Annotated in this window: 14 protein-coding genes; 6 read left to right on the top strand and 8 right to left on the bottom strand. The window is 54.4% G+C overall.

Translation table 11 applies throughout. The features are described 5' to 3' along the window. Positions 1 to 4: 4 nt before the first annotated feature. Together BD749_RS13180 and treZ are read right to left on the bottom strand one after the other, a co-directional pair. Positions 5 to 2,428 (bottom strand): DUF3536 domain-containing protein, encoded by a 2,424-nt coding sequence (locus BD749_RS13180; protein ID WP_101445009.1) that lies wholly within the window; start codon positions 2,426 to 2,428, stop codon positions 5 to 7. 370 nt (positions 2,429 to 2,798) lie between these two features. Then, the gene (gene treZ / locus BD749_RS13175) at positions 2,799 to 4,643 is read right to left on the bottom strand and encodes a malto-oligosyltrehalose trehalohydrolase (RefSeq protein WP_101445007.1); all 1,845 of its coding nucleotides are present in this window, start codon (positions 4,641 to 4,643) and stop codon (positions 2,799 to 2,801) included. Between the two features lie 209 nt (positions 4,644 to 4,852). On the opposite strand from treZ, the gene BD749_RS13170 reads away from it, so the two are divergent. Genes BD749_RS13170 through glgB form a run of 3 tightly spaced genes read left to right on the top strand, consistent with a single transcriptional unit; the run spans position 4,853 to position 12,554 of the window. Beyond that, entirely contained in the window at positions 4,853 to 6,874 is a 2,022-nt protein-coding gene (locus BD749_RS13170; protein ID WP_101445005.1) for an alpha-1,4-glucan--maltose-1-phosphate maltosyltransferase, read from the top strand. Positions 6,875 to 6,889: 15 nt separating this feature from the next. Then, positions 6,890 to 10,222: a maltose alpha-D-glucosyltransferase gene (treS, locus tag BD749_RS13165; protein ID WP_101445002.1), complete on the top strand. Its 3,333-nt coding sequence runs from the start codon at positions 6,890 to 6,892 to the stop codon at positions 10,220 to 10,222. Then, positions 10,215 to 12,554 carry a 1,4-alpha-glucan branching protein GlgB gene (glgB, locus tag BD749_RS13160; RefSeq protein ID WP_101445000.1) on the top strand — a complete coding sequence of 780 codons (2,340 nt, stop codon included), beginning with the start codon at positions 10,215 to 10,217 and terminating at the stop codon, positions 12,552 to 12,554. The genes treS and glgB overlap by 8 nt, the downstream gene beginning before the upstream one ends. A gap of 669 nt (positions 12,555 to 13,223) precedes the next feature. Here glgB and BD749_RS13155 read toward each other — a convergent pair. Beyond that, a complete protein-coding gene (locus BD749_RS13155) occupies positions 13,224 to 13,823 on the bottom strand; it encodes a DUF2179 domain-containing protein (RefSeq protein ID WP_101444997.1) in 600 nt (199 codons plus the stop codon). A gap of 409 nt (positions 13,824 to 14,232) precedes the next feature. Between BD749_RS13155 and BD749_RS13150 the strand changes: the two genes are divergently transcribed. Next, complete coding sequence (locus BD749_RS13150) at positions 14,233 to 16,440, top strand: bifunctional alpha,alpha-trehalose-phosphate synthase (UDP-forming)/trehalose-phosphatase (protein ID WP_101446596.1); 2,208 nt, start codon at positions 14,233 to 14,235, stop codon at positions 16,438 to 16,440. 82 nt (positions 16,441 to 16,522) lie between these two features. On the opposite strand, the gene BD749_RS13145 is transcribed toward BD749_RS13150, so the two are convergent. The 4 genes from BD749_RS13145 to BD749_RS13130 all read right to left on the bottom strand — a co-directional run bounded on the left by BD749_RS13145 (position 16,523) and on the right by BD749_RS13130 (position 20,118). Then, positions 16,523 to 16,729: a hypothetical protein gene (locus BD749_RS13145; RefSeq protein ID WP_101444995.1), complete on the bottom strand. Its 207-nt coding sequence runs from the start codon at positions 16,727 to 16,729 to the stop codon at positions 16,523 to 16,525. Positions 16,730 to 16,746: 17 nt separating this feature from the next. Then, positions 16,747 to 17,013: an exodeoxyribonuclease VII small subunit gene (gene xseB / locus BD749_RS13140; RefSeq protein WP_101444993.1), complete on the bottom strand. Its 267-nt coding sequence runs from the start codon at positions 17,011 to 17,013 to the stop codon at positions 16,747 to 16,749. Next, positions 17,006 to 18,568 (bottom strand): exodeoxyribonuclease VII large subunit, encoded by a 1,563-nt coding sequence (xseA, locus tag BD749_RS13135; RefSeq protein WP_101444991.1) that lies wholly within the window; start codon positions 18,566 to 18,568, stop codon positions 17,006 to 17,008. The genes xseB and xseA overlap by 8 nt, the downstream gene beginning before the upstream one ends. Positions 18,569 to 18,636: 68 nt before the next feature. Further along, a complete protein-coding gene (locus BD749_RS13130) occupies positions 18,637 to 20,118 on the bottom strand; it encodes a helix-turn-helix domain-containing protein (RefSeq protein ID WP_101444988.1) in 1,482 nt (493 codons plus the stop codon). 153 nt (positions 20,119 to 20,271) lie between these two features. Between BD749_RS13130 and aceB the strand changes: the two genes are divergently transcribed. Together aceB and aceA are read left to right on the top strand one after the other, a co-directional pair. Further along, positions 20,272 to 21,864 (top strand): malate synthase A, encoded by a 1,593-nt coding sequence (aceB, locus tag BD749_RS13125; RefSeq protein WP_101446594.1) that lies wholly within the window; start codon positions 20,272 to 20,274, stop codon positions 21,862 to 21,864. A 210-nt stretch (positions 21,865 to 22,074) separates the two neighbouring features. Further along, positions 22,075 to 23,355: an isocitrate lyase gene (gene aceA, locus BD749_RS13120; RefSeq protein WP_101444986.1), complete on the top strand. Its 1,281-nt coding sequence runs from the start codon at positions 22,075 to 22,077 to the stop codon at positions 23,353 to 23,355. A gap of 95 nt (positions 23,356 to 23,450) precedes the next feature. Here the strand turns inward: aceA and BD749_RS13115 are convergent, their stop codons facing one another. Next, positions 23,451 to 24,500: a CNNM domain-containing protein gene (locus tag BD749_RS13115; protein ID WP_101444983.1), complete on the bottom strand. Its 1,050-nt coding sequence runs from the start codon at positions 24,498 to 24,500 to the stop codon at positions 23,451 to 23,453. Between the last annotated feature and the right edge of the window lie 20 nt (positions 24,501 to 24,520).

Here is a 24,520-nt window from a genome sequence, read left to right as displayed (position 1 = left end):
CGGGCTAAAGCTTCAGGTTGAGGCTCTCATACAGGTTTTTAAACTGCCTGCACCAGGCCGCGGCTTTTTCGTTATGTTCTTCCTGTTTATTGCAATAGGTCTCGTAGGTGCCCTGCCGCAGTTTGAAGGCAATGTTCTGCGACTGCCAGTACTCCGGCTGCAGACTGGAGCCGTTGATCACCGTCAGCAGTTCGGTCAGGTATAGCATGTGGTCGGTATCGTCGGGATTGTCCTCGAGGTAGTGCATCGCCTCTTCCACATGGATGGTCGCGGCATAGTTCACAGCGTCTTCGTCCAGTTTCACCCCCATGCGTTCCACCTCCTTCAGCAGTTTGAGTACCGTGTCCACGTCCACTCGTTCGGCCATCAGGGCTTCGAGCAAACGGCCAGTCACAATATAGTCTACCGTGATCTGAAGGGGGCGCGGCAGTTTCATGTCTACGTTTTTGATGGCAGCCATGAGCGGGTAGTTATTGTCGTATACCTGCTGAAAATCGTGCTCGAGTGCCCGCATGGTTTGCTCCAGTACCTGATCGAGGATCTTTTTCTGGTCGTCGCGGAACAGGTGCCAGAACGAGTAATTGTGCGATTCGAAATGCTTGTCGAGCAGCATGATCACCTCCGTGATGTTGCCCTTGTCGAAGGCAGTGCTGAGCTCGTGGTGTAAGGTAGCGAAGGCGTCGGGCCCCACATATTTGCGCACGCCCCCAAACAATTGATGGTCGCCTATGTGCAGCACCCCGAATGAAATGTCCGCTTCCTCCCAGGTGATCGTCGAGCGGATGAACGCCTTGCCAATGGCCAGACGCTGCCGGCCGGCCTCCAGCATCTCGTAATATTCCGAAGTGGCCTTGTAACTATACAGTGGCAGTTCCTCGGGCGAATCGGTGAAGAGAGACGAAACCGCATAGTGGGCACCGACGCGGAGCAGGTCCAGTTGGGTAGGCTGCACGATTTTGTAATAAGCTTTGGAGGCATCGCCATACTCCTTATTGTTGCTCTTGGCCCGCTTCAGGAAATCTACAAAGGTCGTTTCATAGTCGTTGCCGCTCAGGTCTTTGGCCAGTTGCAGGGCGCGGGTGGCGTAGAGGATGTCCTGCATGGTTTCGATGCCTGTCACCTCGTCAAAGAACCAACCGCAGCTTGTGTACATGAGCATGGCGTGGTACTGCATCTCAAGCAGTTTGAGGAACTTGATTTGCTCTCCTTTGCTCAGGTCGCGGTCGGTGTGGGCTCGTATGAAGTCGAGCACATGCTCCTCGTTGCGGTCCATGATTACCTGGATGTAATTGTTGCGTGTCTGCCAGGGGTCAGCGCCCAGCTGCCGCATCTCCTGCTCATACAGGGGCTCCAACTGGTCGCGCACCCAGTCAAATGCTTCGCGTACAGGGGCCCGCCAGGCCTGGCTCCAATCGTCGTGCCCGCCGGTGTGGCAACCGCAGTCGCTGCGCCAGCGCTCTATGCCATGCATGCAACTCCATGAGGTGTTTTCGATGATCTCCGCTTCATACTTGGGCGGGTAAAGCTCCAGGTACTCGCCGTAGATCGTGATTTTAGCCAGCTGCTCCTGTTCGATGTGGTGCAGGGCGTAGGAGAGGGCCATCTCGCCGAAGCGGTGGTGGTGCCCATACGTTTCACCGTCGGTGGCGATGTGCATGAGCTGCGGGTCTTTGCTGTGTTCGTCAAAGGTACCGGTCAGGCGGTGCGCAAATTTCTCGCCGCTCTCCAGCAAACCTTCAAATGCAATGGCCTGCGACACGGGCGCGTCATAAAAAAACAGCGCCATGGTACGGCCTGAAGGCAAAGTACAGCGGTAAGGGCGTTTCGGGTCAATCTTAGCCCCTGTGGCATCATGCCATTCTTTCTCATCGATCTTACGGTAGCGTTTAGCCTGATAAGGCGATAAAATGGTGAATTTGATACCGTGCTCAGCCAGCACTTCGAGGGTTTCGGTGTTGGCGGCGGTTTCGCCCAGCCACATGCCCTCAGGGTCGCGGCCGAATCGTTTCCGGAAGTCATAAATGCCCCAGATCACCTGCGTGTGCTGGTCGCGGGCGTTGGCCAAAGGCATGATCATGTGGTTGTATACCTGTCCGATGGCAGCTCCGTGCCCCGAAAAGCGCTTCTGGCTCTCCTTGTCGGCCTCGAGAATTGCCTCATAGATGTCCGGCGCCTTTTTCTCCATCCACTCCAGCAGGGTCGGCCCAAAGTTGAAGCTCATGCGGGCGTAGTTGTTTAGGATGTCCACGATCTGGCCTTTGTCGTTTTGGATGCGCGAGGCCGAATTGCGTGCGTAGCATTCAGCCGTAATGCGCTCGTTCCAGTCATGAAATGGGTGCGCCGACTCCTGCAACTCTACCTCGTTGAGCCAGGGGTTTTCGCGGGGCGGCTGGTAAAAGTGACCGTGAATGCAGATGTATTTGTTCATGGGTTTACTTTGGGCAAATGACTGTTTGAAATAGAACTGTTAGGTATACTTGTGCTCGGCTACTTATGGGTGAAGTGCTATACCTAGATTCCGATAAAACTTTATCGGAGGCGCTAGCTTATCGCAACTCTTGGCTTGAGGGCTATCGAGAACGCGAGTTCGAAGATAGCGAGCGTAGCTCTCAGAGGGGTGTTAGCGTATTCAAGGGAATTACAAATCGGCTAACAATTGGCTTCAGCCCCTAATTTATACCCCTATTGACCTATGGTCGCAAGTTTCGAACTCTTGTTCTCACTTGTCCTCAAGGGGATAATTTTCGGCAGCGCTCAACTGCCCTGACACCTCACTTAAAATCTATAGCTGCACCCTATTACAATATAATGTTGCTTTGAAATACGGTAACCGAGGCGGCAGGTAGCTCTATTTCCTGACCCGCATTTATTTCCTGCATTAGAGCCTTACCTGCGCCGCCATATCGGTGCTCGTCAGAGCTCAGCACCAATTTCCAATCCGCACCGACTTCTTTTACCACTTTTGCTTTTTGTGGTTGATTACTTATGTTAAATAAGATATACAGGTAGGGACTTTCACCTGAATGGATCATATGCAACACCTGGGTAGGACTATCAGCCGAAACATGCAGGCGGGTTTTGTCGGGACGTGCCAGGGCGGGGGCTGACTTGCGGAGCTTGATGAGCGCCTTATAGAAATCGCGCAGTTGGCGGTGCGGTTCGCTGTGCTCGTAGCTGCGCTGCAGTTTCGATTGGCGGAACGTGTCTTCGGACTGCGGATCGGGTGCTTCGCCCTGCCAGGCAAAAGCCGAGAACTCTTCTTTGCGCCCTTTGCGCACCGCCTCCACCAGGTCTTTGTCAGAGTGGCTCACAAAGTACAGGAACGGGTTCTCCTCGCCATACTCTTCGCCCATATAAAGCATCGGGGTGAACGGGGAAAGCAAGACCAGGCCGGCCGCTACTTTGAGCATATCGTAAGAAACCAGTTTGCTCAATCTTTCGCCGAGCATGCGGTTGCCTATCTGGTCGTGGTTCTGGGCGCATACCACAAACTGCCGGGCAGGGTTGGCGGTGGCATCGCTGCCAAAAGTGCGCTTGCGGTGCTCGGAGTACAGGCCGTCGTACACAAAGCCGTGCTGCAGCACCTTTTGCAGTTGCTCCAGTTTTCCAAAATCGCTGTAGTAGCCGGAGTTTTCGCCTGTGAGCAAGGCGTGTACGGCATGGTGAAAATCATCGCTCCACTGTGCTGCCAATCCATAGCCGCCTTTCTCCATCGGGTTGATGAGGCGCACGTCATTCAGGTCGCTCTCCGCGATAAGCAAATAGGTATGGCCGAGCTGTTTTTCCAGATGGTGCACCTGTTCCTGCAGGTCCTGCAGAAAGTGCTTGGCGCCTGTGTCGAGAATGGCGTGGACGGCGTCGAGGCGCAGGGCGTCGATGTGGTAGTCGCGGAACCACATGAGCGCGTTTTGGATAAAGAAGTTGCGCACATGGTCGCTGTGGGCGTCATCGAAATTGAGCGCCTTGCCCCACGGTGTATTATACTTATTGGTGAAGTAGGGACCGAAGTCGTTGAGGTAATTGCCCTCAGGACCGAGGTGGTTGTACACTACATCGAGCACCACAGCTATACCGGTGGCATGGCAGGCGTCCACCAGTTTCTTGAGCCCTTCGGGACCGCCGTAGCTTTCCTGCACCGCCGAGGGATACACGCCATCATAACCCCAGTTGCGACTGCCAGCAAATTGCGCCACGGGCATCAACTCAATGGCTGTTATACCTAAGTCCACCAGTTCGGGCAGCTTATCGATTACGCCTTGAAAGGTGCCGTCTTCGGAGAAAGTGCCCACGTGCAGTTCGTAGATGATGAATTGCTCCAGCGGCAGTGCTTTCCACTTTTTGTCGGTCCAGTTGAAGTCGTGGTGACTCACCACGTCAGAGGGCTCGTGCACGCCGTCGGGCTGGTGCTGGGAGGCGGGGTCGGGGCGCTCTATCTCTTCGTCGATGCGGTAGGTATAGCGGGTGCCTGGGGCAGTCTCTTCGCTCAGGGCGGTCCAGTAGCCAAAGGCTTCGCGCTGCAGGGGTATTATCTTATCGTTATCTTTTAACACCACATCCACTTGTGCGGCAGCAGGTGCCCATACGGTAAACAGGGTGCCTTTGTCGGGGGTGTAATGTGCACCAATCTCTCGTGTTATGCTCATTTTGTGTTTGTTTTCGCCTGATTTTTAACTGCCTTATGCAGGATTAGGTTGTTCTTTTTTAGCCAATTCAATCTTTTCAGCTTGCAAAGCTGCGCTATGAGCCACTTAACACAGGCTGCAGGATAGCACCCCATCTCCACCCGAAACCTATTGCGCGCGCAAGGAGTACCTATTAGCTACTTTTAAGCAAATCAGGAAAAAAAGCATACATGGAAGCACTGGAAGGAACCAAACGGGTTGTCATCGAGAACGTGAAGCCGCAGGTAAACTGTGGGCAGTATCCAATCAAACGCATCGTGGGAGAGGAGGTCGTGGTGACGGCGGATGTGTTCGGAGACGGTCATGACGAGGTAAAGGCCGTGTTGCTTTACCGCCACGCCAAAAAGAAAAAATGGAGCGAAGTGCCCATGCAATTTCTGGGCAACGACCGCTGGCAAGTAAGCTTCAGACCCGACAGCATGGGTACTTTCGAGTATACCCTGCAGGGTTGGGTGGACCATTTCTATACCTGGCAGAAAGGACTCAAAAAGAAATTCGAGGCGAACCAGGATGTTACGGTGGAACTGCAGATTGGCGCACAACTCATGGAGGCATCAGCCGCCACTGCCAAGCCTGGCCAGCAAAAGCGCCTGCGCAAATGGGCCGAGCAATTGAACAGACCTAGCTCCGTGGCCGATGCCGTTGCCCTGGCGACGGGCGATGATGTGTCGGAACTGATGCACGCTTGCTGCGACCGAAAGAACGTAACGACCTACCACAAAATTCTGCCCGTGGAAGTGGAGCGCCAGAAAGCGCTGTTCAGCACCTGGTACGAGTTCTTCCCCCGCTCCGCCGCGCACGAGGCTGGTCGCCACGGCACTTTCCAGGACTGTGAGCGCCTACTGCCTCGCATCGCCGAAATGGGCTTCGACACGATATACCTGCCCCCTATTCACCCGATTGGGCACGCATTCCGCAAAGGCAAGAATAACTCCGTGACATCGCAGCCAGGAGAGCCAGGTTCGCCCTGGGCCATTGGCGCTGAATCAGGCGGACACAAGGCCATACTTCCCGAATTGGGTACGCTGGACGACTTCCGCCATTTTGTGCAGGCCGCCCGCGAGCATGGCATCGAGGTCGCGCTGGACTTTGCCATTCAGTGCTCGCCCGACCACCCGTACGTGAAAGAGCACCCGCAATGGTTTAAGTGGCGCCCCGACGGCACGGTGCAGTATGCCGAGAACCCACCCAAGAAATATCAGGACGTGCTGCCTGTCAATTTCGAAACCGAGGACTGGCAGAACCTGTGGCGCGAGCTCAAGAGCATTGTGGTGCACTGGATAGAACAGGGCGTGTACATTTTCAGGGTCGATAACCCACACACCAAAACATTCGGCTTCTGGGAGTGGATGATTCGGGAAGTGCGCCAACAATACCCGCAGGTGATTTTCCTGGCCGAGGCATTTACCCGTCCGCGGGTGATGGAGCGGCTCGGCAAGATTGGCTTCACGCAGTCCTATACCTACTTCACGTGGCGAAACAACCCCGCTGAGATAAAGGAGTACATGCGCGAACTCACCCAGACCGAGATGCGCGATTTCTACCGCCCGAACTTCTGGCCGAACACGCCCGACATTCTGCCGCACGACTTGCAGACAGGCGGCGAACCCGCGCACATCGCCCGTGTGGTGATGGCGGCCACGCTCTCGTCGAACTACGGCTTGTACGGGCCTGTGTACGAGTTCGGCATCAACACGCCCGTGCAGGGCAAGGAGGAGTACTGGGACTCGGAGAAATACGAAATCTACCACTGGGACTGGGGCAAGCTTACCAAAATACGGGAGGTCATCACTAAGATAAACAGAATACGGCAGGTGAACCCCGCGCTGCAAACCACCTGGAACATCGCCTTTGGCGACACCGACAACCCGCAGTTGCTGTGCTACGCCAAGTGGGACGACAGCCGCCAGAACAAGATGCTGGTGGTCGTGAACATGGATTACCACAATACGCAGGCGGGCTGGGTGCAGGTGCCATTGCATGCGCTCAAGATGGATGGCACGCAGCAATACCTGGTGCACGACCTGATGACCGAGCACAAGTATACCTGGAACAGCGAGTGGAACTACGTGGAGCTTCGTCCGCACGAAATGCCCGTGCACGTATTCCGCATCGAAACGGCCACCCCAGGCATGGGCCACGACAACCTGGACGATACCTGGTTACCTGAAGACCACGGCAAACACGAATAAAACAGAAAAAAATATATGGCAGAGGACAACACCCTTCTCGACGACAACATTCACTGGTACAAAGACGCCATCATCTACGAGTTGCACATCAAGGCCTTTATGGACGGCAACGGCGATGGTATCGGCGACTTTAAAGGCCTCATGCAAAAGCTCGACTACCTCGAAGAGCTGGGCGTGACGGCCATCTGGCTCCTGCCGTTCTACCCGTCGCCGCTCAAGGACGACGGCTACGACATCGCCGACTACTACAGCATCAACCCGAGCTATGGCACCATGCAGGATTTCAAGCTGTTCGTGAAAGAGGCGCACCGTCGCGGGCTCAAGGTCATCACCGAGCTCGTTATCAACCACAGCTCCGACCAGCACCCTTGGTTCCAGCGGGCGCGTCGCGCCAAAAAGGGCTCGAAGCACCGCAACTACTACGTGTGGTCCGACGACCCGTCTAAGTACAAGGACGTGCGCATCATCTTCACCGACTACGAGCCCAGCAACTGGACCTGGGACCCCGTGGCGGGCCAATACTACTGGCACCGCTTCTTCCACCACCAGCCCGACCTGAACTTCGACAACCCCGATGTGCAGCAAGAAGTGTTCAAGACGCTCGACTACTGGTTCGACCTGGGCGTGGATGGCTTCCGTCTGGATGCCGTGCCATATTTGTTTGAGCGGGAGGGCACCAATGGCGAGAACCTGCCCGAAACGCATGACTTCCTGAAAAAGCTGCGGGCGCACGTGGACCAGAAATACGAGGGCAAGCTCCTGTTGGCCGAGGCGAACATGTGGCCCGAGGATTCGGCTTCGTACTTCGGCAACGGCGACGAGTGCCACATGAACTACCACTTCCCGATTATGCCGCGCCTGTTCATGTCGGTGAAGATGGAGGACCGCTTCCCGATTATCGACATCTTCGACCAGACGCCCGCAATACCGGAGACTTGCCAGTGGGCCATGTTCCTGCGCAACCACGACGAACTCACGCTCGAGATGGTGACCGACGAGGAGCGCGACTACATGTACAAGGTATACACGCGTGACCCGCTCGCCAAAATCAACCTGGGTATACGCCACCGTCTGGCCCCGCTATTGGGCAACGACCGCGCCAAAATAGAGCTCATGAACGTGCTGCTTTTCTCGATGAAAGGCACACCTGTGGTGTACTATGGCGACGAGATTGGCATGGGCGACAACTACTACCTGGGTGACCGCGACGGCGTGCGTACGCCCATGCAGTGGAACGACAACCGCAATGCAGGCTTCTCCACGGCCAACCCGCAGAAGCTATACCTGCCCGTGATTATCGACCCCGAGTACAAGTACGAGTCGGTGAACGTGGAGACGCAACAGCACAACGCCAACTCGCTGCTTTGGTGGATGCGCCGCGTCATCAACATGCGCAAGCGCTACAAGGCCTTTGGCCGTGGCTCTATCCGTTTCCTGAACCCGTCGAACGCCAAGGTGCTGGCTTTTGTGCGCTCGTACCAAGACGAGAATATCCTGGTGATTGCCAACCTGTCGCGCTTCCCCGAGGCGGTGGAACTGGACCTGCCAGAGTTCCGTGCCTATGTGCCTGTGGAGGTGTTCAGCAAAAACAAATTCCCGCAGATAAAAGACGAGAACTACGTGCTCACGATGGGGGCGCATGGCTACTATTGGTTCGAGCTGCAGCCGCAGGAAGTAAGCGGCCGCGAGGGGCTCGACATGAAGAAACCAGCCATGCAGTTGCCGCCGCTGAACCAGGCTATACCTGCACGGGCACTTAAAACTTTAGAGAACAAGGTGCTGCAGCCGTACGTGATGAACCGCCGCTGGTTCGGGGGCAAGGCCCGCACGATACAGCGCATGCAGGTGGTGAGTAACACGCCCATGACGGCGGGTCGCTTTGCCGCATCCTTGCTGTTCATTGAGGTGAGCTACAACGAGGGACTGCCCGAACTCTACCAGTTGCCAGTTGCCTTTGCCAGCGGCGAACAGGAACAGGAGCTGATAGCCAGTCAGCCGAACAGTGTGATTGCCCGTGTGACCATGGACGGCAAAGAGGGAGTACTCTACGACGCCGTGTACTCGGAGGATTACCGCCAGTTGCTGCTCAACCTGATGGCCAAGCGCAAGAGCATAAAGGTGGATGGCGCCGAGTTGGTAGGTACAGGCACGCGTTCCATCGCTTCCAAAATAAAGGAAGTGGGGCATGCGCTTTCGTCCAAGATTCTGGGCGCCGAGCAAAGCAATACGTCGGTGCTGTACGACAACCAGTTCTTCCTGAAAGTATACCGTAAGCTCGACCGCACCAAAAACCCCGATGTTGAGATTGTGCAGGCGCTCACGGACAGGGACTTCCCGAACGTGCCGCTATACCTGGGCTCGATAGAACACGAAGAGGATGGCAAACCACCGATGGTGCTTGTCATGCTGCAGGAACTGGTGCCAAACCAGGGCGATGCCTGGGTGTACATGGAGGACTCGCTTAAGCGCTTCTTCGAGCGACTACAGACCCACAAAGACCACGAGCCTTTGACCGATACAACAGGTACGCTGTCCAGACCAGTGCCATTTTCTGAATCGCCGGAGCATATGCAATTACAGTTAGGAGGAGCATCTGTGGAGCGCATCGAACTGCTGGGGCAGCGCACCGCCGAAATGCACCTGGCGCTGGCCGATATGGCCGAATCTAAGGACTTTGCGCCAGAGGCATTCTCGCTGCACTACCAGCGTTCGCTGTACTCGTCGCTCACCTCATTGGTGCGAAGCAACTTCGACAGTCTGAAAAAGCACTTGCCCAACTTGCCGGACAACGTGCGGGCCGAGGCTGAGGAAGTGCTGCAGATGCGCCAGGAGATACTCGAGCGCTTCAAGATGATTTTCCGCCGAAAGATAGACACCCTGAAAATACGCACCCACGGCGACTACCACCTGGGGCAGGTGCTCTTCACGGGCCGCGACTTCATCATCATCGATTTTGAGGGTGAGCCTGCCCGTTCGTTCAGCGAGCGCCGACTCAAACGCTCTCCGCTGCGCGACGTGGCGGGCATGATTCGCTCGTTCCATTACGCGGCCTACAATGCGCTGTTCCAGCAAGACAGCTTCCGCAAAGAAGACAGCGCCTACCTGGAGCAATGGGCCGAGCAATGGTACCACTACGCCAGCGGCTTCTTCATGCACAGCTACCTGGACAAAACGCAGGGCTCCGGTATAGTACCAGGCAACGAAGAGGACATCCAGGTGTTGATGGAAACGTTCCTGCTCGAGAAAGCGATTTACGAGTTGGGCTACGAACTGAATAACCGTCCGGATTGGGTGCTCATCCCGATCAGAGGCATAAAGTACATCATGAGGAAATATCAGAATGGCTAAGAAAAAGGAACAGGAGAACACACAGCAGAACCCACTGACAGGTATGGAAACCGGAACCGGCGCAGCCATGAACGAAGGCGCAGTGCCAGACCAAAAGGGGAGAGGTAAAAAAAGCAGAAAGGCCGAAGGTATAGCTACAGTAGAAGTACAGTCCGGAGCTGCTGCGTCGCCCGCTAAAAGGGGCAGGCCGCGCAAAACGGACACATCCGAACCGGGAGCTGCAGCCCAGGAAGTGATGGTGAAACCAACCCGGGGACGTGCGGCGCAGCTCACTTCAGCCGAAACAGCCGCAGGACAAAGTGAACCCAAGCCGAAGGAGAGGAGAACGCCCAGGTCGGTTGCGCAACAGCAGGCACAGGAGGTAGCATTTTCGACCACTCCCGCACCTGCCATGGAGCAGCCCCAGCAGGAACAAACCGGTCCTGTCTACTACGATATCAGTCGGTTGTCCGAGTTCGACATCTACCTGTTCCGCGAAGGTCGCCATTTCAACCTGTACGAAAAACTTGGCTCACACCTGATGGAGCGGCAGGGTACCAAGGGCGCCTACTTTGCGGTATGGGCTCCGAATGCCGAACAGGTTTCGGTGATGGGTGATTTCAACTCCTGGAACCGCGAAAGCCACCAGTTGCAGGCCAGAGCAGATGGCTCCGGAATATGGGAGGGTTTTATTCCGGATGTGCAGGCCGGTATGCTGTACAAATATCATATCCGGTCGCGCTACCACATGTACCATGTGGAGAAGAGCGACCCCTTTGCCCTGCGTCGTGAAAAGCCGCCCCAAACCGCTTCGGTGGTGCACGAGCTGCACCATACCTGGCAGGACGACAGCTGGCTACAGCAACGGAAAGCGAAAAATGGCCAGCCACAGCCTTACTCTGTTTACGAACTGCACGTAGGTTCCTGGCGCCGCAAACCCGAAGACAACAACCGTCCGCTGACCTACCGCGAACTGGCCGAGGAACTGCCGGCTTACGTCAAAGATCTCGGTTTTACGCACGTGGAATTCATGCCGGTGATGTTCCATCCTTTCAGCGGCTCATGGGGTTATCAAATCACAGGCTATTTTGCTGCGGCTAGTCTTTACGGTTCGCCGGAGGACCTCATGTGCCTGATAGACGCCCTGCACCGCGAGGGCATTGGCGTGATCATGGACTGGGTACCCTCGCACTTTCCATCCGACGAGCACGGGCTGGCTTATTTCGACGGTACGCACCTGTTCGAGCACGCCGACCCGCGCAAAGGCTACCACCCCGACTGGAACAGCTACATTTTCAACTACGGTCGCAACGAGGTACGCTCTTTCCTGATCAGCAACGCGCTCTTCTGGCTCGACAAATACCACGTGGATGGCTTGCGGGTAGATGCCGTAGCCTCCATGCTATACCTGGACTACAGCCGCAAGCACGACGAGTGGATCCCGAATGAGTATGGTGGCCGCGAAAACCTGGAGGCGATTTCCTTCCTGAAAGACTTTAATGAAGCTGTGCACACGCAGTTCCCCGACACCCTGACCATTGCAGAGGAATCTACAGCCTGGCCGCAGGTGACGGGCAAAGTAGCAGACGGAGGGCTCGGCTTCGACATGAAATGGATGATGGGCTGGATGCACGACACGCTCACCTATTTTTCGAAGGATCCGATTTACCGCAGGCATCACCAGGGAGACATTACCTTCAGCATCATCTACGCCTTTAGTGAACGTTTCATGCTACCGCTCTCGCATGATGAGGTGGTACACGGCAAAGGTTCTCTTATCCGGAAGATGCCGGGAGACGAATGGCAGGCTTTTGCCAACCTGCGGGCACTCTATGCCTATATGTATGCCCACCCGGGTGCCAAGCTTTTGTTCATGGGCGGCGAAATGGCCCAAAGCACAGAGTGGAACCACGACAGCAGCCTGGATTGGCACCTGCTGGCTTACGGCTACCATGCAGGCGTGCAGGAACTGGTCCGTTCGCTCAACCGCCTCTACCGCAACGAGCCGGCTCTCTATGACAAAGGTTTCGACCCACAGGGCTTCGAATGGATCGACTTTAACGATGCGCACAACAGCGTGATCAGTTTCCTGCGCAAAGGCAACAGGGCAGAGGACCAGCTATTGGTGGTCTGCAACTTCACGCCGGGTGTGCACGAGCATTATCGCTTGGGGGTACCTACCGGAGGTAACTGGGTAGAGGTGTTCAACAGCGACGACAGTCACTTTGGAGGTAGTAATTTCCACAACCATGGGGTGCTGCAGGCTGTACCTGATTCTTTCCATGGGCATGCTTATTCGCTTGTGTTGCGGTTGCCGCCTATGGCGGTGGTGTATTTTAAGTACCAGCCCTAGAGTTACTTTTAAAGTAAGTTTTAAAGATGAGTGTCTGTCTGGTTTAGGCAGACACTCATCTTTTATGCTTAGGAGGTATAGCGGTATTGGGGCGAGCGTCCTCGTTCGTGTCTGGTATCGTAGAGACGCTGGCCCAGGTGTAGCTGGTAGCATAGCTATACCTATACCTATACCTATACCTGGCGTAGCTGCTTTTCTATACCTTAAACTGTTTTGTTTTATAGCTTGCCCTGGCCGGGCGGGCCCTACTTTTTGTCTTGACACAAATCGAGGGCCCCTACCCCCAAAGTAGGCAAAAAAGTCAAGATTCCCCAAATCGAGGGCCCCTACCCCCACTCGCTGAACGCTCAAACAGTGGGTAATCATTTAGGTGCACCTGGCTAAGGCTGTTTGTTGCATAGCGCAAGGGGCAAGTTAGCCTTGCTATACCTGCCAGTGTTCATGTGCTACAGTGCTTATACCTTTCGAAGTGTAGTAGTAGAAAAGTCCCCCTTGGGGGTAGAGGCCCTCGACAAAGAAGGGGGCAGGGGGATGTTATTTATGCACAGGTATACTGTAGTATCTGCACTTATTCCTAAAGACCAAAATCCGCTGTCTATCCGTCTTCTCTGCAGGCAGAAAGCAAATACAAAAGCCCTTTTCCCGTTAGTCTATACCCTCATTAAAGCCCTATTTTCCCTTCCGCAGCGGGAAGTGTTTCCAGATGTTGAGTCGGCGATTGCTCTCTTCTTCTGGCATGTCAGTCTCGGACACAGAGCGCACGTCTTCGATGGAATAAAAGGCGTTTGGGTTGTAGTCGCGGATGATCTGGATGACCTCTTGTAGTTTTTTACGCTTTAAGATCATGAAAAGCAGGTTCACTTTGCCCCGAGAGCCTTTAGCGTCCAGAGCCGTGAGGCGGTAGCCGCGATTGGTCAGGCGGCTGATGAGCTCGTCGCCTGAGTCGACGGTGATGACGCGCACCACCACCTGGCCCAGCGCCAGTTTTTGTTCGATGCGCAGACCCAAGAAGTTGCCGGTTGCAAAGCCCGCCGCCCAGGCAAAGTAAGACGCGATGTTACTCAGGTTCTGCATCACCTGCGTGATGGCCACGAGCCAGACGAGCACCTCCACAAAACCCAGCAGCGGAGCAATGATCTTGTCGCCTTTCGAGATAAAAACAATGCGGAGCGTGCCCAGTGTAACGTCCATAATACGGGCAAGAAAAATAAGAGCAGGTATAATGACCCAACTGACAATAGCAGGGTCAATTCCTTTGAAGTAATCCATGGAGTGGTTTGTTCTTTGGCTAATGTGTAAGCTGTTACTGCGAACGATCGGAAATGGTTTCCTGATCTGGAGCATCCCGAACCTGACGCCAATCTTTCGGGATGAAGCTCTTGTCTAAAGATAGTAAGTTTTTTGCGGATTTGGTAACCCAAACCCAGGTATACACTGACCAGACAGGTATCAGGCGCCTGAAGCGCTGTGGGATAAATACCTTACAGTCAGTCCCCGGATTTTATTTCATATATTTTTTACTATATAGCTAAAACGTGCGCACAAGTATATCCGTATGCTATAAAGACTGCCTATGCCATAAAAATAGGCAGAGAATTTTTTTGAATCCGGACACTGAACGTTGTGGACCCACACCCTGGGCAAGCAGCTGCAGCAGCCTGACATTAGGTATAATCACATGGCGAAATTGATTATTGTTTCAAACCGGCTCCCTGTCAAGCTACAGGAACATGAGGGCCGGCTTGATTTTAAACCGAGCGAGGGCGGCCTCGCGACGGGTTTGGGCTCTATCTACAAGAAAAAGAACAACCTTTGGATTGGCTGGCCCGGCATGGTGGTAGAGGAGGAAGCGCAGCAACAGCAGATCGTCGAGAACCTGAACGGTCAGAACATGCACCCGGTCTTTCTCACCGAAAAGGAAATTAAAGAATTTTACGAAGGCTTCAGCAACGAAACCCTGTGGCCTACTTTTCACTACTTCAGTCAGTACGCCATTTATGAGCAGCAACTTTGGGAAACCTACGTGGAGGTGAACCAGAAGTACTGCGACGAGTTGGTGAAAGTGGCCGAGCCCGACGACACGATCTGGGTGCACGATTACCAGCTTTTGCTGTTGCCTTCTATGCTGCGCGAGAAATTACCCGAGAGCACTATCGGCTTCTTCCAGCACATTCCGTTTCCATCTTATGAAGTGTTCCGCCTGCTGCCCTGGCGCAAAGAGCTGCTGGAAGGGATGCTGGGATCCGACCTGATCGGTTTCCATACCTACGACGACATGCGCCACTTCCTCAGTTCGGTCAACCGCCTGGTGGGCCACGGCAGCACACACGGCTGGATCAACACCGGCAACCGCTCCCTGCTTGTCGACTCTTTCCCGATGGGGATCGACTACGAGAAATATGAGCAGACAGCGGACAGCGAGGATGTGAAAAAGCGGGAGAAGATTTTCCGAAACAACCTGCACTCCAAGAAGATCGTGCTCTCCATCGACCGCCTGGATTATTCCAAAGGTATACCGCAGCGCCTGCAGGCCTTTGAGCTGTTTTTGGAGCGCTACCCCGAGTTTCATGAAAAAGTGACCCTGGTGATGCTGGTGGTGCCTTCGCGCGATGCGGTGGAGAAGTACAAAGAGCTCAAAAACGAGGTGGACGAACTGGTGGGCCGCATCAATGGCAAGTACAGCCACATGAACTGGAACCCGATCCAGTACTTCTACCGCTCATACCCGCTCGAAACCCTGTCTGCCTTTTACCGCATGGCGGATGTAGCACTCGTAACCCCGATGCGCGACGGCATGAACCTGGTGTGCAAGGAGTATGTGGCCAGCAAGCTCGACCAGACCGGTGTACTGATCCTGAGCGAAATGGCGGGGGCTTCCAAAGAGCTCTCGGAGGCGCTGCTGATCAACCCGAACGACATCAACCAGATGGTGGAGACCCTGCACACGGCCCTCACCATGCCCGAAGATATTCAGAAGCAGCACATGCAGCACATGCAGGAGTCGCTGCGCAGGTATAACATCCACCACTGGGTGAGCATGTTCATGGACCGGCTTTCTTATGTGAAGATCAAGCAGCTGTCCATGGCCACTACCTACCTCGATGAAGCGACCTACCAGGAACTCAGCAACTCTTACGAAGAAGCTAGTTCACGTCTGTTCTTCCTGGAGTACGACGGCGCCCTGGTCGACTACCACAACCGTCCGCTCATGGCCGCGCCCGACGAGGACCTGCTGGAGCTTTTGCAGATGCTGAGCAGCAATCCAAAGAACCGGGTGGTGGTGATCAGCAGCCGCGAGAAGGACAACATGCAGCGCTGGCTGGGCCACCTGAACATCGACCTGATTGCCGAGCATGGCGTCTGGATAAAGCAGCGCGGCACCGGTTGGCAGACCATGACCAGCCTCATCGACGACTGGAAAAGCGACATCCGCCTGATCCTGGACCTGTACGTGGACCGCACGCCTGGCTCGTTTATTGAAGAGAAAGAGTACTCGCTGGTTTGGCACTACCGCCGCGTAGAAACCGGTTTGGGCGAGCTGCGTGCCCGTGAGCTCGTGAGTCACCTCAACTTCCTGGCCACCAACAGCAATTTGCAGGTGCTCGACGGACAAATGGCTGTCGAGATCAAGGCGCAGGAAGTGAGCAAGGGCAAGGCAACCGGTTACTGGCTCAACATGTACCCGCACGACTTTGTGCTGGCTATCGGCGACGATTGGGGCGACGAAGACATTTTCAAAGCCATGCCGCGCGAGGCCTATACCGTCAAGATCGGAAACTCGCACTCTGTGGCCAAGTACCACCTCGACAGCTGTGAAGAGGCCCGTAAATTACTTTCCCGCCTGATCGGTTTAAAGCAGAAAAAACTACCGAAAGAATTACTTTAGAGAGGTTATAGTGAAACGCAAAAGCCCCGACTGCAAAAGACAGTTCGGGGCTTTTTGTGTGTGATAGAAAGATAAGCTATACCTATTCCTGTGACTGATTGTCCACCTTCCTGCTATACCTGCGATAACTGTATATCAATGAAATAAGCACCAGCACATTGGTCACCAGTCGCATGTATACATGCTGGTTAGGCACAGAAGCCAGTGAATCCGAAAAGTCAATGTTAGTCGCATTGTACACGATCAGGCCTATTAGCAGGACGATCAGGATAAGAGCGAATTTTTTCATGCGATGATCACTTCTGCCTATTGGAACAAGGTGCCATTGCCGCTACTGCCTTTCTCCGCCTTCGAAGCAGGATCTTCGCAGTTTTCTTCGTTAAATACCTGGTTAATGGCGTTCTCGGCATGGCGCAGCTTGTCCTTGCAGAATTTGATGAGCAACGATGAGCGCTGCACTTTCTGGGTAAGTTCGTCCACATCCACGGAGTCGCTTTCAATAGCCCGCAGAATTTCCTCCAGCTCTTGGGTGGCTTCGCGGTACGTCATTTTGCTTATGTCTTTGTTATTCATTTTCGTCTTTGTTTACAACTAAACTGTGTACCCTGCCATCCTGCAGGCGCGTTTCGATCACATCTCCCTCTTTCACCTGTCCCATATGCTTGATGATCCTGCCGTTGAGCAGGGTCAAGGTATAGCCGCGCAGCAACAGCTTTTCCGGGTCATTGGCCTGAATGCGCATCTCCAGGAGTTCGAGCTTGTGGCTGTCGGTGCTCAGTTTTTTCTGGGCGCTGTACTGCAGGCGGTCGCTGCACTTCACAAAACTCAGTTGGCTCCGCTTGTGCTTGTCCTTGGCCTCTGTCTCGATGCAGTGCACCAGTTTGTTCAGGTCCTGCTCTTTCATGTGCAGCCAACGCTGGCCCATACCTTCCACACATACGCTCAGTTCGCTTAGTTCCTTCCCGCGCAGGTGCAGCAGGTCTTTTGTGTTGGCCCGGATGAGCTGTTCTTTGTCGCTGAGGAGCAGTTTCAGGTTGTGAAGGAAGTTTTTCGGTCTGAGCAGCAGGCTCTTCGAGAAATGCTCCAGCTGTTCCCGGTTTTCCTGCAGGTAAGCATTGGTCAGGTTCGAAATCTTCAGGCTCTGGCGCTCCAGTTTATCGGCGGACAGGCGCAGTTGCTGTGCGGCAAACATGTAGATGCTGTCAAAAAGCCCTTCCACCTCCGATTCAAAAGCAAGCGCTTTCTCCAACAGGTAATTCGCCACGGCGGTTGGGGTTTTTTGGCGGGTATGCGCTACCAGATCGGAAATGCTTTCATCGCGCTCGTGCCCTATACCTGTTATTACAGGCAGGGGAGCGTTGCCAATGGCAGCGGCTACTTTATAATCGTCGAAGCAACCCAGATCCGTCTGCGAACCGCCCCCACGAATGATCACAATGGCGTCGAACAAGTGGCTATACCTGGCAATCAGATCCATGGCCTTCACAATGGAGGCTGGTGCTTCATTGCCCTGCACGGTGGCCGGAAAAAGACGCGTATCGAAGGTATAGCCGTAGCTGTTGTGTTCGAGCTGGTGAATGAAATCCTGATAGCCCGCCGCCGAGGCCGACGATACAATCGCCAGTCGCTGCGGTACCAGTGGCATTTCCAGCTCTTTGTTAGCCGTGAGCAAGCCTTCTGCCTCCAAGCGCTTCAGGGTTTCCTGTCGCTGCCGGGCCAGGTCGCCGATGGTGTAATTGGCGTCGATGTTGACAATGTCGAGGCTCAGGCCATAGAGTTCGTGAAAACGCACTTGCGCCTGAAACAGGATCTTAAGGCCGGCCTTGAGCGGCTGTCCTGTCTTCTCCTCAAAATAGCGCCCCAGCATCTGAAAGCGGCTACTCCAGATCGTAGCCCGGGCCTGCGCCTGTATCGCCCCGCGCGGGTCATCGCCTTTATCGATCAGGTTGAGGTAACAATGCCCTTTACGGCGATCGGGTGTTACCTGAGAGATCTCGGCCACCACCCAGTAGCTCTCCGGAAACGCCATTTCCAGCTCTTCCCGTATCTGCTGGTGCAGTTCGAAGAGCGAAAGCGGAGCGTTGAACCCCTGGGTGACGGTGGTTTGCCGGAAATAGAACTGGGCCATGGAGCGGGTGAAGAATCTAATCCCGAAGATAGGGGTTTTAGGGGAATTTTGTAAGGTGTTAAGGGATTTTACCCTTTCAACCCTTCCAGCGTCTGCATCACCTTCTCCTGCCACAGCTGTTTTTCCAGCACTACGGGCGCCGCCGCACGCTCGAGGCAATCCAGGGCAGGGCAGCGTTCGCAGGTTTCGTTGACGTAGCGGTGCACAATGGCAGGGTCGTCCAGAAAGCGGACCTTTCTGCGCAGGTTCTCGTTGAGCAGCATGCCGATGCTGATGGTGCCGGTCAGACTCTCGGTTGGCTGGGCCAGGGCCAGTACCAGGTACTCGTTCGTAGAATTGATGTAGGAGGAGCGTTGTATACCTACCAGCGGCTGTTCCAGGTTGCCGGCCCGTTTGTGCTCTTCCATTTCCTCAAACAGCGTGAGCGAGATCCAGCGGCGGCAGTAGTGCTCGTTCAGGAACGAGGCGTGCGGGTTGTGCAGGCCGGAGAGGTGCAGTTCTTTGGTCAGGGAAAAGCTGTTGAGGGCCGCGTCGTGATGGAAGCGCAGGAAAAACAACTGTTTGATGCTGAAGAAGCGGGGTAAAAGCGAGGTGAGCCGATGCAGGAGTGTTTCCGGAGAGGTGCGGTAGCCCTCCATTAGTTGCACCAGCATGGCCGGCTGCCAGGTAGGCTGCGCAAAGAATGTCTGCAGGTCCTGCACCAAACGGTCACGGTTGAGTAGGAGGGCGCCGGCAAAGTAAGAGGCTTTGAAGTTGTTAAGCACTTCCTCAAAAGACCCCACCCGCACCCAAGTAGAGGTATAGGGACGTGGCTGCAATTGCAACACCTGAAAACCAAGCTCCCGGGCCACTGCAAAGGCACGCTGTTGCGCTGTCAGGTTGGGGTTGAGCGACAGGGACGGTGTCGCACCCGGAATAAAAACAGACCGAAGCGAGATCAGCTCAGCATGGCTTTGTATTGTCTCCGTTTCAATTTTTATGTTAAATGATTCTTGTAGTATACCTGCCAGTTGCTCAAAAGTAGGGGTGGTCTCAGCGCTTATGCCTTGTACCTCCATGAAACGCTCCACTTCAAGTTCCAGGTCCTCGAAGTAATTATCATGCAGTTCCTGATAGGAGCGCAGGGCAGAGAAGTAGAATTGTTCTACACGCAAATCGAATGCACGGGAGATTTCCAGCAAAGTGTTCACAAAGGCACTCAGTTTGGCCGGGGCCGTGGCAAACAAATCCAGCAAGCGGCTCACATCTAGGCCAAAATGCTCGAGCGGTAACTCCGATAAAATGTTGGATTGCAAAAGTTCGCCCACCGGTTGCAGGCGCTTGCTCAGCTGCAGCGACACCAGGTAATCGTAGGTCACGCCCAGTTCGTCGGCAATCACGGCAATCTTGCTCGGCTTGGGGTGTTTCTTTCCCTTCTCTATCTCATTGAGGTACGACACCGATATGCCTGTACTCGTGGCCAGGTCCGTCAGTGAGATGTTCTTTTCTGTTCTTAACTGTTTGATTTTCAGCCCGAGTATAAGCCGGATAACATCTTCCTGTAGCCGCATGGAAAATTTTTTTTTTGGTCTATATGCTAAATAAACGCGATTCTGCAATTTTTTCCTAAAAACGTAAAAAATTTATTTAGCGAAAATTCGCCAAAATTAAAATGTTCGCGTATAGATGGTAAAATGACAATCCATCACCTTAAGTTTATATATATGTTAGTAGAAAGCACAGCCCAAGTAAAAGGAGTACCTGTTAAAGGTGTAGAGCAAGTTTTAACGCCTGAAGCCCTTGAGTTTTTGGTTATGCTGCATGAGCATTTCGACAGCCGTAGAGAAGAACTCCTGAGAGCAAGAGCGGAGCGGCAACAGCGTATTGATGCCGGTGAGCGTCCCGATTTTCTGCAGGAGACCAGAGTGGTTCGGGAGGGAGACTGGAAAGTGGGTGCTATACCTGCCGACCTGCAACTGCGTCGCGTCGAGATAACAGGGCCGGTGGACCGCAAGATGGTGATCAACGCGCTCAACTCCGGTGCCGATGTGTTTATGGCTGACTTTGAGGACGCCAACTCACCCACCTGGGAAAACGTGGTGCAGGGGCAGCTCAACCTCTACGATGCCGTGCGCCGCACCATCACCTACCAGAACGGCAAGGTATACCAGCTGAAAGACGAAGTGGCTTTGCTGAAAGTGCGCCCCAGAGGCTGGCACCTGACCGAAAAGCACTTGGTCATCGGGGACAAACCCATCTCTGCGGCTTTGTTTGACTTCGGGCTGTTCTTCTTTCATAATGCCAAGGAGCTCATCGCCCGTGGCACGGGCCCTTACTTCTACCTGCCCAAACTGGAGAGTCACCTGGAGGCCCGGCTGTGGAACGATGTGTTTGTGGCGGCGCAGGAGGCGTTGGACCTGCCTGTGGGCACGATCAAAGCGACCGTGCTGATCGAGACGATACTGGCCGCTTTCGAGATGGACGAGATCCTGTACGAGCTGCGTGAGCACATGGTGGGCTTGAACGCCGGTCGCTGGGACTACATTTTCAGCGCCATCAAGAAGTTCCGCAACCAGCCGGATGTCATCTTCCCGGACCGCACGGCCATCACCATGCAGGTGCCCTTTATGAAAGCCTACACCGACTTGCTGGTGCAGACCTGCCACAAGCGCGGAGCCCATGCCATGGGCGGTATGGCGGCCTTTATCCCGAACCGCCACGACCCGGCTGTGAACAAGACCGCTTTCGAGAAAGTGCAAGCCGACAAGGACTTCGAGGCCCGAAACGGTTTCGATGGCACCTGGGTGGCGCATCCGGACCTGATTCCAGTGGCACGAGAGGCTTTCGACAAAGTGCTCGGCGATAAACCGCACCAAAAAGAGGTGCTGCGCGCAGAGGTGAGCGTTACCGCTGATGACCTCCTCAACTTCAACATCGAAGAGGGAAAGATCACAGAGGCCGGACTGCGACTCAACATCAACGTGGGCATCCTCTACATCGGCAACTGGCTCTGTGGCACCGGCGCGGCTGCCATCCACAACCTGATGGAAGATGCCGCCACCGCCGAGATCTCGCGGGCGCAGGTATGGCAGTGGCTGCACCACGCGGGCACCCACACCGCCGAGGATGAGCCCATTACTGAAGCGCGGGTGCTGCAGCTCATCAAAGAAGAGACGGAGCACATCAAAGAGGAGGTCGGCCTGGCCATGTTCAAGAACTGCCACTTCGAACGCGCCTCCCAGCTCTTCTCGGAACTCGTGCTCTCCACCTGTTTCGTCGATTTTCTGACCCTCCCGGCATACAAGTACATCGATTAAAGTTTGAGAGTTGGGGAGTTTGAGAGTTTAGGAGTTGAAGATGTAAGAGTTTAGGAAATAACAGGAGAAGATTCATGAAAACTGATCCTCCTCTCAATTCTATAATCACTCACAACTGAAACTTCCACACTCTCTAATTCTCACTTCTCAACTTCCAAACTTTTTAATTCTAACTCCTAAACTTTTAAACTCTCTAACTTCTAAACTCATATGAACAAGACCGAAAGAATTCAGGTGATCCAGCAGGACTGGTTGGTGAACCCACGCTGGGCAGGTATAAGAAGACCGTACACTGCCGACGAAGTTGTAAAACTGCAGGGCTCCGTAAAGATCGAGTACACTTTGGCCCGTAATGGGGCAGAGAAGCTGTGGCACAAGCTGCACACCGAAGCGTATGTGGCCGGACTGGGCGCCATGACGGGCAACCAGGCTGTGCAGGAAGTGCAGGCAGGTCTCAACGCCATCTACCTGAGCGGCTGGCAGGTGGCGGCCGATGCCAACCTGGCCGGGCACATGTACCCCGACCAGAGCTTATACCCAGCTGACAGTGTTCCAAATGTCATCAAGAAAATCAACAACGCCCTGCTGCGTGCCGACCAGATACAGAGCGTGACGGGTGAGGGCGAAATTGATTGGATGGTGCCGATTGTAGCCGATGCGGAGGCTGGTTTCGGGGGCAATCTGAATGCCTTTGAACTGATGAAAATGATGATCGAGGCGGGTGCCGCTGGGGTGCACTTCGAGGATCAATTATCGAGCGCCAAGAAGTGTGGCCACCTGGGTGGCAAGGTGCTGGTGCCGACACAGGAGGCCATCAACAAATTGGTGGCGGCGCGACTGGCTGCCGATGTCATGGGCGTACCGACTTTGCTAGTGGCCCGCACCGATGCCGACGCTGCCAACCTGATCACCAGCGACATTGATCCACGCGACCACGAGTTCATCATACCTGGCGAGCGCACGAGTGAGGGCTTCTACCGTGTGAACTGCGGCATTGAGCAAGGTATAGCCCGCGGCCTGGCCTATGCCCCCTATGCCGACCTGATCTGGATGGAAACCTCTACGCCGGACCTTGCACAGGCACGCCGCTTTGCGGAGGCAATTCATGCCGAGTATCCGGGCAAACTGCTGGCTTATAACTGCTCTCCGTCCTTCAACTGGGCTGCCAAACTGAGCGTAGAGGAAATGGAGACGTTCCGGGAAGAGCTTGCGGCGATGGGCTACAAATTCCAGTTTATCACACTGGCCGGTTTCCATGCGCTCAATACCAGCATGTTCGAGCTGGCCAAGGCCTACAAGGCCCGTGGCATGGCAGGCTACTCTGAACTGCAGGAGCGGGAGTTTGGCTTGGTGAAAGACGGATTCAAAGCAGTGAAACACCAGTCTTTTGTGGGCACTGCCTACTTCGACGCCATTCAAAACACGGTTACGTCAGGCACCGCCTCTACAGCCGCCCTGGTAGGCTCTACCGAAGAAGAGCAGTTTCATTAAGACAAAGTTGCAGGTATAACGAAACACCCCGCCGTCCATCACACGGCGGGGTGTTTCTAGTTTCAGTTGGTTGTAGATATTCTGTAACAGGCTGTCTACTCTGTCTTGAGTCCGATGCTTTTGGCTCTTTTCGCCCAGTTCTCACGGGCCCACTTTTGCATGTCCTCCACGTTGTCCATCTCGTCCATGATCTCCATTCCCAGCAGCGTTTCGATGATGTCCTCCATGGTGACAATACCGGCGGTGCCACCATATTCATCCACCACCAGCGCAATGTGGTTCTGGTCTTTCAACAGTCGGCTGAACAGCTCAGGTATAGGCATGTACTCCGTCACAACTTCAATGTCGCGTTTGATGCTTTTCAGTGGCTGGTTGCCCTGGTTATCGATCAGTTTGGCCAGCACCTCGTCTTTGAGCACATAGCCGTTGATGTCGTCCAGGTTATTCTGGTATAGCGGTATGCGGGAAAAGCGGAGCGTCTTGGCCTGTTTGAAAAAATCGACGATTGACATATCTTCCTGCGCCCCATAGACCACGGTGCGGGGCGTCATAACGTGGCGCACCAGAATCTGGTTGAAACGCAGCACGTTGCGCAATATCTGAGACTCACCCCGCTTAAAAATACCTTCTTTTATACCTATTTCGGCCATGGCCGTAAAGTCGGCCCGGCTCAGCACACTCTTGTCTTTTTCGCGCTTCAGGCGCTTGGTGATGAACTGGGACAGGATGATGAGCGGATACAATGGTGAATAGATCATGATGCGCAGCGTTGCTACCGTAAACGGCGTTAACTGCCTCCAATAGTTGGCGCCCAGGGTTTTAGGTATGATCTCGGAAAGAATGAGGATAATGATGGTGAGTATGGCCGAAACAAGCGAAAGGTATTCCTCCCCCCAGATGATCTGCGCCTGCGCTCCCACGCCAGCCGCGCCGATGGTGTGTGCAAACGTGTTCACCGTCAGAATGGCCGCTAAGGGGCGGTCTATGTTATCCTTAAATTCCTGTAAATGCTTGCCCAGTGTAGGGTTTTCTTGTGCAGTGATGCCTACATGCGAGGGCGTTATACTGAGCAAAGCTGCCTCGAGCAGCGAACACAGAAAGGAGAATAGAAGCGAAATGATCAGGTAAAAGAAAAGTAAGCCCATGAAGGAAGTATATGGTGACA

It is taken from the genome of Pontibacter ramchanderi, assembly GCF_002846395.1.
GTDB lineage: Bacteria > Bacteroidota > Bacteroidia > Cytophagales > Hymenobacteraceae > Pontibacter > Pontibacter ramchanderi.
Note: the sequence above shows the minus strand (reverse complement) of the source record. Positions and strands in the feature narration are given on the sequence as shown.

What these genes read in the sequence shown, in the direction of transcription:
- BD749_RS13180 (WP_101445009.1), bottom strand. Translation starts at nt 2,428, where the DNA reads ATGAACAAATACATCTGCATTCACGGTCACTTTTACCAGCCGCCCCGC.
- treZ (WP_101445007.1), bottom strand. Translation starts at nt 4,643, where the DNA reads ATGAGCATAACACGAGAGATTGGTGCACATTACACCCCCGACAAAGGC.
- BD749_RS13170 (WP_101445005.1), top strand. Translation starts at nt 4,853, where the DNA reads ATGGAAGCACTGGAAGGAACCAAACGGGTTGTCATCGAGAACGTGAAG.
- treS (WP_101445002.1), top strand. Translation starts at nt 6,890, where the DNA reads ATGGCAGAGGACAACACCCTTCTCGACGACAACATTCACTGGTACAAA.
- glgB (WP_101445000.1), top strand. Translation starts at nt 10,215, where the DNA reads ATGGCTAAGAAAAAGGAACAGGAGAACACACAGCAGAACCCACTGACA.
- BD749_RS13155 (WP_101444997.1), bottom strand. Translation starts at nt 13,823, where the DNA reads ATGGATTACTTCAAAGGAATTGACCCTGCTATTGTCAGTTGGGTCATT.
- BD749_RS13150 (WP_101446596.1), top strand. Translation starts at nt 14,233, where the DNA reads ATGGCGAAATTGATTATTGTTTCAAACCGGCTCCCTGTCAAGCTACAG.
- BD749_RS13145 (WP_101444995.1), bottom strand. Translation starts at nt 16,729, where the DNA reads ATGAAAAAATTCGCTCTTATCCTGATCGTCCTGCTAATAGGCCTGATC.
- xseB (WP_101444993.1), bottom strand. Translation starts at nt 17,013, where the DNA reads ATGAATAACAAAGACATAAGCAAAATGACGTACCGCGAAGCCACCCAA.
- xseA (WP_101444991.1), bottom strand. Translation starts at nt 18,568, where the DNA reads ATGGCCCAGTTCTATTTCCGGCAAACCACCGTCACCCAGGGGTTCAAC.
- BD749_RS13130 (WP_101444988.1), bottom strand. Translation starts at nt 20,118, where the DNA reads ATGCGGCTACAGGAAGATGTTATCCGGCTTATACTCGGGCTGAAAATC.
- aceB (WP_101446594.1), top strand. Translation starts at nt 20,272, where the DNA reads ATGTTAGTAGAAAGCACAGCCCAAGTAAAAGGAGTACCTGTTAAAGGT.
- aceA (WP_101444986.1), top strand. Translation starts at nt 22,075, where the DNA reads ATGAACAAGACCGAAAGAATTCAGGTGATCCAGCAGGACTGGTTGGTG.
- BD749_RS13115 (WP_101444983.1), bottom strand. Translation starts at nt 24,500, where the DNA reads ATGGGCTTACTTTTCTTTTACCTGATCATTTCGCTTCTATTCTCCTTT.